Consider the following 15,122-nt stretch of genomic DNA (forward strand, 5'->3'; position numbering starts at 1 on the left):
AGAACAGGTAATAAAAAACGGGTGGCCAGGCCACCCGTTTTTCTATCCCACGCCATCGCGGTCGTTAGCCCGGCTCGCCCATCAGCTGTTTCACCAGCTCGACGCAGCGCAGAAAGCGCGTATCGTAGTCCGCCTCTTTCACGTGCACGAAGTTTATTTCGTTCTCTTTAAGCAACGACACCAGCAGGGTCTGGAACTCCGTACGATCCACCGAGCTTCCCAGACTGCGTAAACCGTCGGCCACCCACGGCGTATTGTTCTCCAGCAGGATAACCAGGTCGAAACGGTACTCGTCGATCAGCGCCTGGACGAAGGGATGCTCGCGGCCTTCATACTTCAGACAAAATGCCTGGGTACTGACGAAATCGGTATCGATGAACGCCACTTTATTGGCATATTTCACAGCGAAATCAATGTACTGAGCGTGTCCGAGCGCAATTTTATCATAGTCAGAATACTGCAGCGCCATCTCGTCGCCGCCCAGATGCGAGAAGACGTAGTCCCGACCGTACTCCCAGGCGCTGGTGGTATTGAAGATGTTGGCCAGCTTATTGACCAGCGTCGATTTACCGCTCGATTCGCCGCCGAGGATCGCCACCGTGCGCACGAAGAACGGCTTCACTTCGGTGGGGATATATTCCCAGTAGCGGAACGGGTTTTCACGAATCTGCCCGCCGCTGATGTTCATAAAGGTTCGCTTAGGATCGATCAGTACCGTTTCGATCCCCAGCTGCTCCAGATACTGCGGCGCGTCGGACTCTTCTGAGGAATAGATCCAGTTTGGCTGAATGCCCTTCTCGTCCATAAAGGCGCGGATCCCTCGGCTCCAGACGTCCCAGCCGTGCGGATAAGGCTCCATCCCCTCTTCATTAAAGGCGTGAATGCGGATGTTTTTCTGATACTTGAACGTTTGCAGCAGCCAGCGCAGACGGTCGGGCACCGTCGGCTGCTGCGACATGGCGCTCTCTTCAAACAGCTGGCGGTCGCGGGTATCGTCATAGCCCATGATGATATGCAGCTCGTCTACCTGACTGCAGGCGCGCTGGATCAAATAGATATGGCCGGTATGCAGCGGGTAAAACTTACCAAACACCACGCCGACGCTTTTCTGCCGACGCGGGAACTCAAGGCCGAGAAAGCGGTGCAGAGCTTCCAGCTTCTGCGCGCTTGGGCTTTTAATTTTCGCATTCAGCAACTGGCTCAGATAGCCTTTGGTCATCCCGCTGGCTTCAGCCACCTGCTGCAGCGTGCAGCCTTTTTGCTTAATCGCGGTTTTGAGATAGTCGAACGATGACACAAGAGCCTCCTGCTTTAGCAATACTGAAAAAATATCCTGTGGGTTTCTGGTGGCAGGAAGGCGGCAAGCGAACGCCGCCAACACACCTGCCGCCGGAAAGACGACGGATATTTAATTATAAGTCGTCAAAAACGCTTAGCGCATCCGCAAGCTTTTTCACGCCAAAGATTTGCATCCCTTCCGGTACTTTTTTCGGCACGTTGGCGGCCGGGACGATGGCGCGGCGGAACCCGTGCTTGGCCGCCTCGGAGATGCGCTCCTGGCCGCTGGGCACCGGGCGGATCTCGCCGGACAGGCCCACTTCGCCAAACACCACCAGATCGTGCGGCAGCGGACGATCCCGCAGGCTCGACACCATCGCCAGCAGCAGCGCGAGGTCCGCGCTGGTTTCCGCCACCTTCACCCCGCCAACGACGTTGACGAAGACGTCCTGGTCGGACATCTGCAGGCCGCCGTGACGGTGCAGCACCGCCAGCAGTATCGCCAGCCGGTTCTGCTCCAGCCCCACGGCCACCCGGCGCGGGTTGGACATCATCGAGTGATCGACCAGCGCCTGAATCTCCACCAGCAGCGGACGGGTGCCTTCCCAGACCACCATCACCGAACTACCGGAAGTGACCTCATCGCCGCGGCTGAGGAAAATAGCCGAAGGGTTGCTGATTTCGCGCAGCCCCTGCTCGGTCATCGCGAAGACCCCCAGCTCATTCACCGCACCGAAGCGGTTTTTATGGCTGCGCAGGGTGCGAAAGCGGGAATCGGCGTCGCCATCCAGCAGTACCGAGCAGTCAATACAGTGTTCGAGCACCTTCGGCCCGGCCAGCGAGCCGTCTTTGGTGACGTGACCCACCATAATAATCGCCACGTCGCGGGTTTTCGCAAACCGCGTCAGGTAAGCGGCGGTCTCACGCACCTGGGCCACGCTGCCCGGCGAGGACTGCACGTCGGCCATATGCATCACCTGGATGGAGTCGATAACCATCAGCTGCGGCTTTTCTTCGTCGGCGATCTGGCAAATTTGCTCAATGCTGGTTTCGGAGAGCATGTTGAGATTGGCCGTTGGCAGCCCCAGACGATGCGCGCGCATCGCCACCTGCTGCAGCGACTCTTCCCCGGTGACGTACAGCGTTTTCATTCCTTCCGCCAGCCGGCACAGCGTCTGGAGCAGCAGCGTCGATTTCCCCGCCCCCGGGCTGCCGCCAATCAGAATCGCGCTCCCCGGCACCACGCCGCCGCCAAGCACGCGATCAAACTCTTTAAAGCCGGTGGAAAAGCGCGGCAGCGCCTCAAGGCTGATCTCCGACAGCTTTTGCACCTTCGACACGCCGGCATTACCGGCATAGCCCGTCAGGCGTTCGTTTCTCGCCACCTGCGGCGAAGCGGCAATACGCACCTCGGTGATGGTATTCCAGGCATGACAGGCGCTGCACTGCCCCTGCCAGCGGGGGTAATCCGCACCACATTCATTACAGACAAATGCGCGTTTTGGAGCTTTCGCCACGTTAACCTCTTACTTTTGATTCATGCTGCCCGAGAGAATACAGAATACCCCCATCAGGTCAGCGTGGCGGATCGTTACTTCCGCCAGCTCGTTCACTTTCGGTTTCGCATGATAGGCGATACCGAGGCCCGCGGCCTTGATCATCGGCAGATCGTTGGCGCCGTCGCCGATCGCCACGGTTTGCGCCGGCGGAATTTCATATTTTTCCGCCAGCTTGCGCAGCGTCGCGGCTTTGTATTTAGCATCAACGATATCACCAATCACGTTGCCGGTTAGCCTGCCGTCCATGATTTCCAGCTCATTAGCGAACACGGCGTCAAGATGCAGCTTGTCGCGCAGGTATTCCGCAAAGAACGTGAAGCCGCCGGAGGCGATAGCCACCTTCCAGCCCAGCGCTTCCAGCTTCAGCACCAGCTGAGTCAGCCCCGGCATCAGCGGCAGCGCTTCACGCACCTGCAGCAAAATATTGGCATCGGCATCTTTCAGCGTCGCCACCCGCTGGCGCAGGCTGGCGGTAAAGTCCAGCTCACCGCGCATCGCGCGTTCGGTCACTTCCGATACCAGCTCGCCGGTTCCCGCGAGCTTCGCAATTTCATCGATACACTCAATCTGAATGGCGGTGGAGTCCATATCCATCACCAGCAGCCCCGGCGAGCGCAGGTGCGGGATCTTACCCAGCGGCGCGACGTCCAGCCCGGCTTCGTGCGCCAGTCGGGTCGCGCGCAGGGTCAGAGAGCCGGCCAGACGAATAACCTGATAGTCTTCAACGACCCAGGAGGCGACGATAACCAGCGCCGCGCCCAGCTCACGCTGCCAGTCCGTTAAACGGCGCTTATCAAGGCCCCGGCCGTAGAGCAGCCAGCCGCTGCGTCCGGCATGATAATCCAGCGGCATGACCTCATCACCGCTCAGCGAAAGCGGTAATCCAGGCCACAGGGAAACATCTTCGGGCAGATCGCACCAGGTCAAACTGTTTGGCATTACGGCTCCAGATTTCTTCATTCAGGCGAGGAAAATAACGCATGAGGCTACCTTGTAACCAGCGCTTCTGGCAACATTAAGCTGCAAATATTAAAGGTGGAATATGGTACGCGCAAAACTGAAATTCCGACTGCATCGCGCCGTCATCGTTCTGATCTGTCTGGCGCTTCTCGTCGCTCTGATGCAGGGAGCCTCGTGGTTCAGCCAGAACAGCCAAAAACAGCGTAACCCGCAGCTGGAAGAACTGGCACGCACGCTTGCCCAGCAGGTTTCGCTAAATCTTGCGCCGATGATGCGCAGCGAAACGCCCGATGAGAAGCGCATCAGTCAGCTGCTGGAGCAGCTTACGCAACGCAGCCGCATCCTGGATGCCGGCGTCTATGACGACCAGGGCGACCTGGTGGCGCGCTCTGGTGAAGGCGTCAACGTCCGCGACAGGCTCGCTCTCGACGGTAAAAAGGCCGGCGGCTACTTTAATCAGCAAATCGTCGAACCTATCCAGGGGAAAAACGGTCCGCTCGGCTACCTGCGCCTGACGCTGGATACCCATACGTTAGCGACCGAGGCAAAACAGGTGGATAATACCACCAATATTCTCCGCCTGATGCTGCTGCTGTCGCTGGCTATTGGCGTCGTGCTGACCCGCACCCTGCTGCAGGGTAAACGCACCCGCTGGCAGCAGTCGCCATTCCTGCTTACCGCCAATAAGCCGGTGGAAGATGAAGAAGAAGATAAAAAAGGAACCCCCTGATGCCGACGCTACGCCTGCTGCTCTCCGACTCCTACGATCCGTGGTTCAACCTCGCGGTTGAGGAGTCTATTTTCCGCCAGATGCCGGCAACCCAGAGAGTGCTGTTTCTGTGGCGCAACGCCGATACGGTGGTTATTGGCCGGGCGCAAAACCCGTGGAAAGAGTGCAACACCCGCCGGATGGAGGAGGACAACGTGCGTCTGGCGCGCCGCAGCAGCGGCGGCGGCGCCGTTTTTCACGATCTGGGCAACACCTGCTTTACCTTTATGGCGGGCAAGCCCGAGTACGATAAAACCGTCTCCACGCGTATCGTCCTCGAGGCGCTCAACGCGCTGGGCGTCGCGGCGGAAGCCTCCGGGCGCAACGATCTGGTGGTGAAAACCGCCGAAGGCGATCGCAAGGTCTCCGGCTCCGCCTACCGTGAAACGATGGATCGCGGCTTTCATCACGGCACGCTGCTGCTGAACGCCGATTTAAGCCGTCTCGCCAACTACCTCAATCCGGACCAAAAAAAGCTGCAGGCCAAGGGGATAACCTCGGTACGCGGCCGGGTTGCCAATCTGGTGGAGCTGCTGCCTGGCATTACGCACCGTCAGGTTTGCGCCGCCATTGAAGAGGCTTTTTTCAAACATTACGGCGAGCGCGTGGAAGCCGAAGTCATTTCGCCGGATAACACGCCGGACCTGCCGAATTTTGCCGAAACCTTCGCTCGCCAGAGCAGCTGGGAGTGGAATTTTGGCCAGGCGCCGGCCTTCTCTCATCTGCTGGATGAGCGCTTTCGCTGGGGAGGCGTCGAGCTGCATTTCGACGTCGAGAAGGGGCATATCACCCGCACGCAGGTGTTTACCGACAGCCTGAACCCGGCGCCGCTGGAAGCGCTGGCCGCGCGGTTACAGGGCTGTGCGTATCGCGCCGAGGCGCTGCAGCAGGCGTGCGAGGCGTTACGGGTCGATTTCCCCGAGCAGGAACAGGAGCTAGGTGAGCTGTCCGCATGGATAGCGGGTGCGGTGCGCTAATGGCCGGAGGTTGGCATCCGGCCGCGGCGTTCGTGCCTTAGCCGGAAACTGAGGCCCTCCCCGCATCGGGGGAGAGCCGCTCATCTTACTCTTGATCGCCCAGCAGAACGGATTCCAGCGCGATTTTGATCATATCGTTGAAGGTGGTCTGACGCTCGGCAGCGGTGGTCTGCTCGTGCGTACGGATATGATCGGACACGGTACAGATGGTCAGCGCTTTTGCACCGAACTCCGCCGCCACGCCGTAGATACCGGCCGCTTCCATTTCCACGCCCAGAATGCCGTATTTTTCCATCACGTCAAACATGGACGGGTCCGGCGTATAGAACAGATCGGCGGAGAAGATGTTACCGACGCGCGCGTCAACGCCCAGCGCTTTCGCGGCATCAACGGCGTTGCGCACCATGCCGAAGTCAGCAATAGCGGCAAAGTCATGGTCTTTAAAACGCAGACGGTTCACTTTGGAATCGGTGCAGGCGCCCATACCGATAACCACGTCACGCAGCTTCACGTCAGCGCGTACCGCGCCGCAGGAACCGACGCGAATGATTTTCTTCACGCCGAAATCGGTGATCAGCTCTTTGGTATAGATGGAGCAGGATGGGATACCCATACCGTGGCCCATAACGGAGATTTTGCGGCCTTTGTAGGTCCCGGTGAAGCCCAGCATGCCGCGCACGTTGTTAACTTCACGCACATCTTCAAGGAAGGTTTCCGCAATGTGCTTCGCGCGCAGCGGGTCGCCCGGCATCAGAACAACATCAGCGAAATCACCCATCTCGGCGTTAATATGTGGAGTTGCCATCGTTTTATCCTTTTATATTTAAATGCATGAAGGGCGGGAAGTTCCCGCCCAAATCCATCAGAACATAGCTTTGCCGTAGTCCATCGCGGAAGTACCGAAGTAGCTCGCCAGCGTTTGGCCGATATCCGCGAAGGTTTCGCGGTGGCCAAGCGAACCTGGTTTAACCTTCGGACCGTAAACCAGTACCGGAATATGTTCCCGGGTATGGTCGGTACCCTGCCAGCTTGGGTCACAGCCGTGGTCGGCGGTCAGGATCAGAATGTCATCTTCCCCGACCAGCGCCATCAGTTCAGGCAGACGGCGGTCGAACAGCTCCAGACCCGCGGCGTAGCCGGCTATATCGCGACGGTGGCCCCATGAAGAGTCGAAATCGACGAAGTTGGTGAAGACGATTGTCTTGTCGCCCGCTTCTTTCATCTCTTTGATGGTCGCGTCAAACAGCGCGTCCAGGCCGGTCGCCTTCACTTTTTTAGTGATCCCGCAGTTCGCATAGATGTCGGCGATTTTACCCACCGACACCACGTGGCCGTCTTTCTCATCCACCAGCTTCTGCAACACGGTGGCGGCAGGCGGCTCAACGGCGAGGTCATGACGGTTACCGGTGCGCTGGAAGCTACCCGCCTTGTCGCCGATAAACGGACGCGCAATCACGCGGCCGATGTTGTAACCGCCTTCAGTCAGCTCTTCGCGCGCGATTTCGCACAGCTCATACAGCTTATCGAGACAATAGGTTTCTTCATGACAGGCAATCTGGAACACCGAGTCAGCGGAGGTATAGAAAATCGGCTTGCCGGTTTTCATATGCTCTTCGCCGAGCTGATCCAGAATGACGGTACCGGAAGAGTGGCAGTTGCCGAGGTAGCCCGGCAGGTTTGCGCGTTTAACCAGCTTGTCCAGCAGTTCCTGCGGGAAGCTGTTCTCGTGTTCCGGGAAGTAGCCCCAGTCGAACAGCACCGGCACGCCGGCGATTTCCCAGTGGCCTGACGGCGTATCTTTACCGGAAGAGAGTTCGTGCGCCCACGCATAGGCGCCGACAACTTCCGCATTGCCATCCATTCCTGCCGCGATGGAACCCGTAGAACCTTCATGCGCTTTTACCAGACCGAGACGGGTCAGGTTTGGCAAATTCAGCGGGCCTTTGCGGCCGGTGTCGGCTTCCCCGTTTGCGCACGCTTGCGCAATATGTCCGAGGGTGTCTGCGCCAACGTCGCCAAAGCGAGCAGCATCTTCAGTCGCACCGATGCCGAAGGAGTCCAGCACCATAATAAATGCACGTTTCATATTATTCTCCGTACCTTTTGCGCTGCAAAAAAGCGATCAGATCAGTATACAGCTATTCAGTAATGCGACGATAGACCGTCGGCGTTTCTTTCGGTGCGGTATCGTCCAGTTTAATTGCCGCTTTCACGGCTTTGGCGGCGTCCTGCCAGCTGGATTCATCTTTCGCATGAATCACCGCCAGCGGCCGCTGCCCGTCAACGCTATCGCCCAGGCGAGCCATATCGGTAAAGCCGACGCTATAGTCAATCGGGTCGGATGCCTGGCGACGGCCGCCGCCCATCGACACCACCGCCATACCCAGCGCCCGGGTGTCCATTTCAGCGACAAAGCCTTCACCATCAGCGTAGACCGCTTTGCTCAACATCGCAGTCGGCAGATATTTATCATAGTTTTCAACGAAATCGTTCGGGCCTTTCTGCGCCGCTACCATTCGGCCAAAGACCTCGGCCGCTTTACCGTTATCCAGCACCGCCTGCAGCTTCGCCCGCGCGTCGGCGTCGTCCTGGGCCAGCTTGCCGGAAATCAGCATTTCGACGCACAGCGCCATCGTCACGTCAAACAGACGCGGATTGCGGTATTCGCCGGTCAGGAACTGCACCGCTTCGCGGACCTCCACGGCGTTACCGGCGCTGGAAGCCAGCACCTGATTCATATCGGTCAGCAGCGCGGTGGTGCGCACGCCCGCGCCGTTGGAGACGCCAACGATCGCTTCGGCCAGCGCCGCAGAGAGTTCGTAGGTCGGCATAAAGGCGCCGCTGCCGACTTTCACGTCCATCACCAGCGCATCCAGGCCTTCAGCCAGCTTTTTCGCCAGAATAGAGGCGGTGATCAGCGGAATCGAGTCCACCGTAGCGGTAATATCGCGGGTGGCGTAGAAGCGCTTGTCGGCAGGCGCCAGCGAGCTGGTCTGTCCGATGATAGCCACGCCGACATCCTTAATGATGTCGCGGAAACGGCCGTCATCCGGGAAAATATCGAAGCCTGGGATCGCTTCCAGCTTGTCGAGCGTTCCGCCGGTATGCCCCAGTCCACGACCGGAGATCATCGGCACATAGCCTCCGCATGCGGCGACCATCGGGCCAAGCATCAGCGACGTGACGTCGCCCACGCCGCCGGTGGAGTGCTTATCCACGATCGGCCCGTTAAGATTGAGGCTTTTCCAGTTCAGTACGGTTCCTGAATCCCGCATCGCCATCGTCAGCGAAACGCGTTCTGGCATAGTCATATCGTGGAAAAAAATGGTCATCGCCAGCGCGGCTATCTGCCCTTCGGAAACGGTATTATCGCGAATACCGTTGATGAAAAAGCGAATTTCATCATCGCTCAGCGCGTGACCATCACGTTTTTTACGAATAATTTCTTGTGCGAGAAACAAGGTAACCCCCTGAGGAATAAGGTCAAACACGACGGGCGGCGTTGTCTGCGCCCGTGCTAAAATCCTGAAGCCCGGCCGCACCTCGCGGCGCCGGGGATCTCCCGGCGTCGGCGCTGCCGCGCCTCGTCCGGGATACGGTTATGTCACCGTTACGTCTTAGTAGCTGCTAGCGCTCTTACCGTCGCCGTGACCCAGCGCTTTCAGCAGGCTAGCCAGCAGGCTTGACGCGCCAAAACGGTAGTGACGTGAGTCAGCCCACTGTGCGCCGAACAGCTCATCGGCAATCGCCAGGAACTGCTGTGCGTCTTCCGCGCTGCGTACGCCGCCCGCTGGCTTAAAGCCTACGGTTTCCTGTACGCCCATATCGCGGATAACTTCCAGCATGATGCGCGCGCTTTCAGGCGTGGCGTTTACCGGCACTTTCCCCGTCGAGGTTTTGATGAAATCCGCGCCCGCTTTGATGGAAATTTCGGAGGCTTTGCGGATCAGCGCTTCTTCTTTCAGCTCGCCGGTTTCGATGATCACTTTGAGCAGAACGTTAGCCGCCGCACAGGCCTCTTTGCAGGCTTTAACCAGGTCGAATCCAACCTGCTCATTGCCGGCAATCAGCGCCCGGTACGGGAATACCACGTCAACTTCATCGGCGCCGTAGGCGATCGCGGCGCGGGTTTCCGCCAGGGCGATATCGATATCGTCATTACCGTGCGGGAAGTTGGTCACCGTGGCGATATGGATATCCGGAGTACCTTGCTCATTCAAGGTTTTACGAGCAATCGGAATAAAGCGAGGGTAGATGCAGATAGCGGCCGTGTTACCTACCGGCGTTTTTGCCTGATGACACAGCGCAATCACCTTCTCATTGGTGTCGTCGTCATTCAGGGTGGTCAGGTCCATCAGTTTCAATGCGCGCAGGCTGCTTGCAGATAAATCAGTCATTTCATACTCCGACGGCTTATTGCCGGTTGAATAGTTTGTCACCTTGCGAGTCTGTTACTATTGTAACATCACCTCGCCGCTACACTTCGACATCCATCACAGTTAATGAAAACTAATTACTAACTTGCATAACCATAATGAGATGTAAATCACATAAAAATGCCAGTACTCACCATCTCAGCGACAAGTTTTCTTTAAGCATAATCAGAATTCCTCATCGTGCGATAATGTTATTATTATAACATGCCAGCGCTGAATAACTCGACAGCAGCGCGCACATATTGTGCTCAAGAAAGGTGAACTTATAGTTATTCATTGAAAAATAGATACTTTATTTAACGTTAGGGGATGATGGAATTTTCACAAAAAAGGGGCGGTAGCGTACGTTTTGCCACGGCGGCGGCGGAGAGGACAGGTTTAGGCTGTTTAGCGAGGATTTACAGCGTGCCGAACAACGCTTTGGTGTTGCTCAGAAGAGCGTGCGCGATAACATCAGCCGGCTCCTGGCGCAGCTCGCACAGCGTGGCAAAAACCCGAGCCGCCTGCTCCGGGCGATTTGGCTGTCCCTGAAAACCGTTTAGCGGCATATCCGGGGCATCCGTTTCCAGCAGCAGCGCCGATAGCGGCAGACGCGACATGACCTCGCGCGTTTTGCTGGCGCGGGGATAGGTGATGGTTCCGCCAACGCCAATTTTGTATCCTGACTGCACGAAACGCTCCGCCTGCTGCAGGCTGCCGGCAAAACCATGCACCACACCGGTACGCGCCAGAGCATGCTTTTTCAGCAGCATCGCCAGCTTATCATGCGTGCGTCGCGAATGGAGGATCACCGGCAAATCATAACGTTTTGCCAGCCGCAGCTGCGCCTCAAGCAGCGCCTGCTGCCGATCAAACTGCGGGTCCTCGCGATAGAGATCGAGGCCAATTTCACCAATTGCCACCACCTTCGCGTTGCGCTGCTGCAGGCAGGCTTCAAGCCGCTGAAGGCTGCTCTCGTCATGACGCTCAATAACTATCGGATGCAAGCCCAGCGCGGCATACAGCGCATCATGCTGCGAGGCCAGGGCCAGCACGCGGGGAAAATTATCCGCCTCGGTGGCGGGGACAATAATCTGCGTCACGCCTTCACGCGCGGCCCGGGCAATGCTCTCCACTTCATCATGCGCAAACGGTGGAAAATCGAAATGACAGTGGGTATCAATAAATTGCAGCATCACGCCAGGTCCTCATTATCGAAGCTGGCATCGTTGGCCTGGGCGGCGTCGATCAGGGTTGCCTGATGCGCATCGTTGGCAACGGAAGCCGGCGGCACCACCACCGGCGCAGGCACCGCGAGACGCGGCATATGGCGCAGCAGCGGCGGACGATCGGCCAGCAGCCTGCCCACCGTTGCCAGAAAATAGCGGCCGCACTGGCGCCCGGTTTTATAGTCCTCCAGCAGCGCCGGCAGCCGGCTCCCCAGGGCCATACTTTTTAACGGCTTCTGCGGGAAAATTTCGAGGATCCGCAGCTTACCCGGCGGCTTCTCAATAAACTGCTGGGTCGCGCGGTAGGTGGCCTCATGGTGCTGGACCAGATTCACAAACGGCTGCAGGCTGCTTTCACCGAGCCAGCGCTCCATACGTTTGAACCACTGCGGGGTATAGTACATCTGCGACGGGACCGTGCGGATCACCACAATCGTCTGCGCGCCGCGTTTTGCCGCCTCCTGCACCGGAATCGCATCGCTGACGCCGCCGTCGAGATAGCTGATGCCGTCAAGCATCACGCCGCTGCGATAAAAACCGGGGATCGCGCTGGAGGCGCGGATCTGATCGAGCCACGTGGACTGCGTCGGGGAAAAGTAGTTTGGCGTATAGTCATCGCCGCGGCAGGCGCACATCCACAGCTCTTTGCCCTGTGAAAATCGCTCTTCGGCATAGCTCATCGCCAGAGGCATTTTTTGCGCCGTGGTTCCCACCAGCCAGTCGAGATCGATAAGATTCCCGCCGCGCACGAAACGCATCGGGTCAAAAAACTCGCGGGAGGTGGTATAACGCGTGATGACCTTACGCGCGTAGCCCTGCTGGTTGCACATATAGGCTGACAGATTTTGCGCCCCGGCGGAGGTACCGAGCATAATGTCAAAAGGGTTGAATCCGGCGCGCATAAACTCATCCAGCACCCCGGCGGTAAAGATCCCCCTTTGTCCACCCCCCTCGCACACCAGACCAAGCTTGCCCGGCTGAAAAGGTTTAACCGATAACGGCGCAATATTGCCAAGCGTTACGGGAATTCGATGCCCCACTCTGCTTTCCTGTTTGCTTATTCTATAACAACAAAGTAACGCAAGTTTTATACCCCTGATACAGCAAAAGCCAGTCATATAGACTGGCTTTATGTAAAACACTATTTCATCAATGCGCTTAAAGCCGTTCTGGCCTTTGCATCTATGGGCGTCGACGCCCGGTAAACAGACTGACCAGGAACAGAATAATACCGACGACAAAGACAATTTTCGCCGCCCAGGCTGCCGTACCCGCCAGGCTACCGAATCCTAAAGCGGCGGCAATTAAGGCGATGACCAGAAAAATAATGCCCCATCGAAACATAATGCTCTCCTTACCATAGTGGATAACGGTCGCTTTTCTACGCGCTCAGGTCGCGCAGGCACCAACCCTGTCGTGCTCTGATTCAACGGCAGTAGCCGAAAAAATATGTTTAGTGAACGGTGTTATTGAACTTTGAGGTCGTTTTTTACGGTTTTTACGCCAGTCACGGCTTTAGCGATCCCGGCGGCGCGATCCGCCTGCTGACGAGACCCAACCGTCCCGGACAGACGCACGGTGCCGGAGCTGGTTTCAACCGTCACCTTCCGCGAAGGGACAATATCATCGGCCAGCAGCTTGGCTTTAATTTCGCTGGTAATTGCCGTATCGCCAGCGTAGCCCTTCAGGCTTGCAGGCTGCTGATTGGCCACGCTCAGCTCATCGTTAACCGCCGAGACGCCCTTAATCTCTTTCGCTATCCTGACCGCCTGCTCTTTCTGCCCGGAGCTCTCCACCGAGCCGCTCAGGGTGACCGTTTTATTCTCGGTTTTCACCGAGATATCCGTACTGCGGATGCTTTTATCATCGATTAGCGCCGCCTTAACTCTGGCAGTAATCGTGCTGTCGTCCATAAAGTCGCCGACTTTATTCATCGAGCTATCGACAGCCTGCCCGGCGCTGTTAGCAACGGACTTTGCGCTGTCCGTCGTTGAGTTATCCGCATATGCCGAGGCGCTGATCATGGCCGAGCCTAAGAAGAGCGCCAGCAGCGTGCTGGTATTCTTTAGTCTTGTCATGGTGATCTCCTCGTTATTTCTATATCGGTAAAGCAAAATAAGTAGTTTATTAAGCCAGCGTTTTGAAAATTGCTTATTAAATATAGTAGAAGGTCGCAAGGAGGGCGGGAAATATGCATAAAAAAACGGGACAACAGAAAAATTTAAGAACTTTCTTTAGCGGCGGGAACGGCGGGAAAATTGAGTAGAGCGCGGCTAAAGCCGCGCTCCAGAAGGAATTAGTGCTCGCGTGTTTTACGGAACATGACCTCAGGATAACGCTCCTGAGTCAGGTTGAGGTTTACCATCGTCGGGGCGATATAGGTCAAATTATCACCACCGTCGAGGGCCAGCTGAATTTCGTTTTTACGCTTAAACTCTTCGAATTTCTTCACGTCGGTCGACTCGACCCAGCGGGCGGTCGCCACGTTTACCGATTCGTAAATCGCTTCCACGTTATATTCGCTCTTCAGGCGCGCAACCACCACGTCAAACTGCAGCACCCCAACGGCCCCAACGATCAGATCGTTATTGGCGATCGGACGGAAGACCTGTACCGCGCCCTCTTCAGAGAGCTGAACCAGCCCTTTAAGCAGCTGTTTCTGCTTCAGCGGATCCTTCAGGCGGATACGACGGAACAGCTCCGGCGCGAAGTTCGGAATGCCGGTGAACTTCATCATCTCGCCCTGGGTAAAGGTATCGCCAATCTGAATGGTACCGTGGTTATGTAAACCGATAATATCGCCGGGATAGGCTTCTTCAACGTGTGAACGGTCGCCCGCCATAAAGGTTAGCGCGTCGGAAATCACCACGTCTTTGCCAATCCGCACCTGGCGCAGCTTCATGCCCTTTTCGTACTGCCCGGAAACCACGCGCATAAAGGCGACGCGGTCGCGGTGTTTCGGGTCCATGTTGGCCTGAATTTTAAACACAAAGCCGGTGAACTTCTCTTCTTCCGCGCGAACTTCGCGCGTATCGGTCTTACGCGGCATCGGCGCTGGCGCCCACTCCACCAGACCATCCAGCATATGATCGACGCCGAAGTTACCTAAAGCCGTTCCGAAGAAGACCGGGGTAATTTCCCCTGCCAGGAACAGATCTTTATCGAATTCGTTAGAAGCGCCCTGCACCAGCTCCAGCTCATCGCGCAGCTGCTGCGCGAGGTCTTCACCGACCGCGCTGTCGAGATCCGGGTTATTCAGGCCCTTAATAATGCGGACTTCCTGAATGGTGTGGCCCTTACCGGTCTGATAGAGATACGTCTCATCTTTATAGAGATGATACACGCCCTTAAACAGCTTCCCGCAGCCAATCGGCCAGGTGATCGGCGCGCAGGCGATGCGCAGCTCGTTTTCAACTTCGTCCAGCAGCTCCATCGGATCGCGAATATCGCGGTCGAGCTTGTTCATAAACGTCAGGATCGGCGTGTCGCGCAGACGGGTAACTTCCATCAGCTTACGGGTACGATCTTCGACGCCTTTGGCCGCATCGATAACCATCAGGCAGCAGTCCACCGCCGTCAGCGTACGATAGGTATCTTCAGAGAAGTCTTCGTGGCCCGGGGTATCCAGCAGGTTAACCAGGCTACCGTGATACGGGAACTGCATCACCGACGTGGTAATAGAGATACCACGCTGCTTTTCCATCTCCATCCAGTCCGATTTGGCGTGCTGGTTGGAGCCGCGGCCTTTAACGGTACCGGCGGTTTGAATCGCCTGTCCGAACAGCAGCACCTTTTCGGTGATGGTAGTTTTACCGGCATCCGGGTGAGAAATAATGGCAAAAGTGCGGCGCTTCGCCACCTCTTGCAGATAAGGAGACAACGTCATAATTGAATCTTCTTAGTAAACGCGGCAACCGGCCACGCATGTTAAATAC

At 57.0% G+C, this 15,122-nt stretch carries 14 protein-coding genes; 2 read left to right on the plus strand and 12 right to left on the minus strand.

Annotated elements, in window-relative coordinates:
* Nucleotides 1–64 precede the first annotated feature (64 nt).
* The 3 genes from nadR to serB all read right to left on the minus strand — a co-directional run bounded on the left by nadR (nucleotide 65) and on the right by serB (nucleotide 3,776).
* Nucleotides 65–1,297 (minus strand): multifunctional transcriptional regulator/nicotinamide-nucleotide adenylyltransferase/ribosylnicotinamide kinase NadR, encoded by a 1,233-nt coding sequence (nadR, locus tag NWP14_RS24730; RefSeq protein ID WP_095103923.1) that lies wholly within the window; start codon nucleotides 1,295–1,297, stop codon nucleotides 65–67.
* Nucleotides 1,298–1,412: 115 nt separating this feature from the next.
* Nucleotides 1,413–2,795, minus strand: a complete 1,383-nt coding sequence (radA, locus tag NWP14_RS24735; RefSeq protein WP_159871278.1) for a DNA repair protein RadA — start codon at nucleotides 2,793–2,795, stop codon at nucleotides 1,413–1,415.
* 9 nt (nucleotides 2,796–2,804) lie between these two features.
* On the minus strand, nucleotides 2,805–3,776 hold the full coding sequence (gene serB, locus NWP14_RS24740) for a phosphoserine phosphatase (protein WP_095103927.1): 972 nt from the start codon (nucleotides 3,774–3,776) through the stop codon (nucleotides 2,805–2,807).
* Nucleotides 3,777–3,879: 103 nt separating this feature from the next.
* Between serB and NWP14_RS24745 the strand changes: the two genes are divergently transcribed.
* Nucleotides 3,880–4,527 carry a YtjB family periplasmic protein gene (locus NWP14_RS24745; RefSeq protein ID WP_095103929.1) on the plus strand — a complete coding sequence of 216 codons (648 nt, stop codon included), beginning with the start codon at nucleotides 3,880–3,882 and terminating at the stop codon, nucleotides 4,525–4,527.
* Nucleotides 4,527–5,543, plus strand: a complete 1,017-nt coding sequence (gene lplA, locus NWP14_RS24750) for a lipoate--protein ligase LplA (protein WP_331834518.1) — start codon at nucleotides 4,527–4,529, stop codon at nucleotides 5,541–5,543. Before NWP14_RS24745 ends, lplA begins: the two co-directional genes overlap by 1 nt.
* A gap of 85 nt (nucleotides 5,544–5,628) precedes the next feature.
* On the opposite strand, the gene deoD is transcribed toward lplA, so the two are convergent.
* From deoD to prfC, 9 genes are all read right to left on the minus strand, one after another.
* Nucleotides 5,629–6,348 carry a purine-nucleoside phosphorylase gene (deoD, locus tag NWP14_RS24755; protein ID WP_041143950.1) on the minus strand — a complete coding sequence of 240 codons (720 nt, stop codon included), beginning with the start codon at nucleotides 6,346–6,348 and terminating at the stop codon, nucleotides 5,629–5,631.
* 57 nt (nucleotides 6,349–6,405) lie between these two features.
* The gene (gene deoB / locus NWP14_RS24760; protein WP_375216140.1) at nucleotides 6,406–7,629 is read right to left on the minus strand and encodes a phosphopentomutase; all 1,224 of its coding nucleotides are present in this window, start codon (nucleotides 7,627–7,629) and stop codon (nucleotides 6,406–6,408) included.
* 52 nt (nucleotides 7,630–7,681) lie between these two features.
* The gene (gene deoA / locus NWP14_RS24765; RefSeq protein ID WP_095103935.1) at nucleotides 7,682–9,004 is read right to left on the minus strand and encodes a thymidine phosphorylase; all 1,323 of its coding nucleotides are present in this window, start codon (nucleotides 9,002–9,004) and stop codon (nucleotides 7,682–7,684) included.
* Between the two features lie 156 nt (nucleotides 9,005–9,160).
* Entirely contained in the window at nucleotides 9,161–9,940 is a 780-nt protein-coding gene (gene deoC / locus NWP14_RS24770) for a deoxyribose-phosphate aldolase (protein ID WP_159237547.1), read from the minus strand.
* 437 nt (nucleotides 9,941–10,377) lie between these two features.
* A complete protein-coding gene (locus tag NWP14_RS24775; RefSeq protein ID WP_331834516.1) occupies nucleotides 10,378–11,157 on the minus strand; it encodes a TatD family hydrolase in 780 nt (259 codons plus the stop codon).
* Nucleotides 11,154–12,227, minus strand: a complete 1,074-nt coding sequence (locus NWP14_RS24780) for a patatin family protein (RefSeq protein ID WP_095103939.1) — start codon at nucleotides 12,225–12,227, stop codon at nucleotides 11,154–11,156. Before NWP14_RS24780 ends, NWP14_RS24775 begins: the two co-directional genes overlap by 4 nt.
* Nucleotides 12,228–12,369: 142 nt before the next feature.
* Nucleotides 12,370–12,531: a DUF1328 domain-containing protein gene (locus NWP14_RS24785; RefSeq protein ID WP_004857650.1), complete on the minus strand. Its 162-nt coding sequence runs from the start codon at nucleotides 12,529–12,531 to the stop codon at nucleotides 12,370–12,372.
* A 122-nt stretch (nucleotides 12,532–12,653) separates the two neighbouring features.
* Nucleotides 12,654–13,265: a molecular chaperone OsmY gene (gene osmY, locus NWP14_RS24790; RefSeq protein WP_346430434.1), complete on the minus strand. Its 612-nt coding sequence runs from the start codon at nucleotides 13,263–13,265 to the stop codon at nucleotides 12,654–12,656.
* A gap of 218 nt (nucleotides 13,266–13,483) precedes the next feature.
* A complete protein-coding gene (gene prfC, locus NWP14_RS24795; protein ID WP_095103943.1) occupies nucleotides 13,484–15,073 on the minus strand; it encodes a peptide chain release factor 3 in 1,590 nt (529 codons plus the stop codon).
* Nucleotides 15,074–15,122 lie beyond the last annotated feature (49 nt).

The organism is Klebsiella sp. C349492, from assembly GCF_042055345.1.
Classification (GTDB): Bacteria; Pseudomonadota; Gammaproteobacteria; order Enterobacterales; family Enterobacteriaceae; genus Klebsiella; species Klebsiella scottii.

What these genes read in the sequence shown, in the direction of transcription:
- deoB (WP_375216140.1), bottom strand. Translation starts at nt 7,629, where the DNA reads ATGAAACGTGCATTTATTATGGTGCTGGACTCCTTCGGCATCGGTGCG.
- deoD (WP_041143950.1), bottom strand. Translation starts at nt 6,348, where the DNA reads ATGGCAACTCCACATATTAACGCCGAGATGGGTGATTTCGCTGATGTT.
- lplA (WP_331834518.1), top strand. Translation starts at nt 4,527, where the DNA reads ATGCCGACGCTACGCCTGCTGCTCTCCGACTCCTACGATCCGTGGTTC.
- serB (WP_095103927.1), bottom strand. Translation starts at nt 3,776, where the DNA reads ATGCCAAACAGTTTGACCTGGTGCGATCTGCCCGAAGATGTTTCCCTG.
- prfC (WP_095103943.1), bottom strand. Translation starts at nt 15,073, where the DNA reads ATGACGTTGTCTCCTTATCTGCAAGAGGTGGCGAAGCGCCGCACTTTT.
- osmY (WP_346430434.1), bottom strand. Translation starts at nt 13,265, where the DNA reads ATGACAAGACTAAAGAATACCAGCACGCTGCTGGCGCTCTTCTTAGGC.
- NWP14_RS24745 (WP_095103929.1), top strand. Translation starts at nt 3,880, where the DNA reads ATGGTACGCGCAAAACTGAAATTCCGACTGCATCGCGCCGTCATCGTT.
- NWP14_RS24785 (WP_004857650.1), bottom strand. Translation starts at nt 12,531, where the DNA reads ATGTTTCGATGGGGCATTATTTTTCTGGTCATCGCCTTAATTGCCGCC.
- deoC (WP_159237547.1), bottom strand. Translation starts at nt 9,940, where the DNA reads ATGACTGATTTATCTGCAAGCAGCCTGCGCGCATTGAAACTGATGGAC.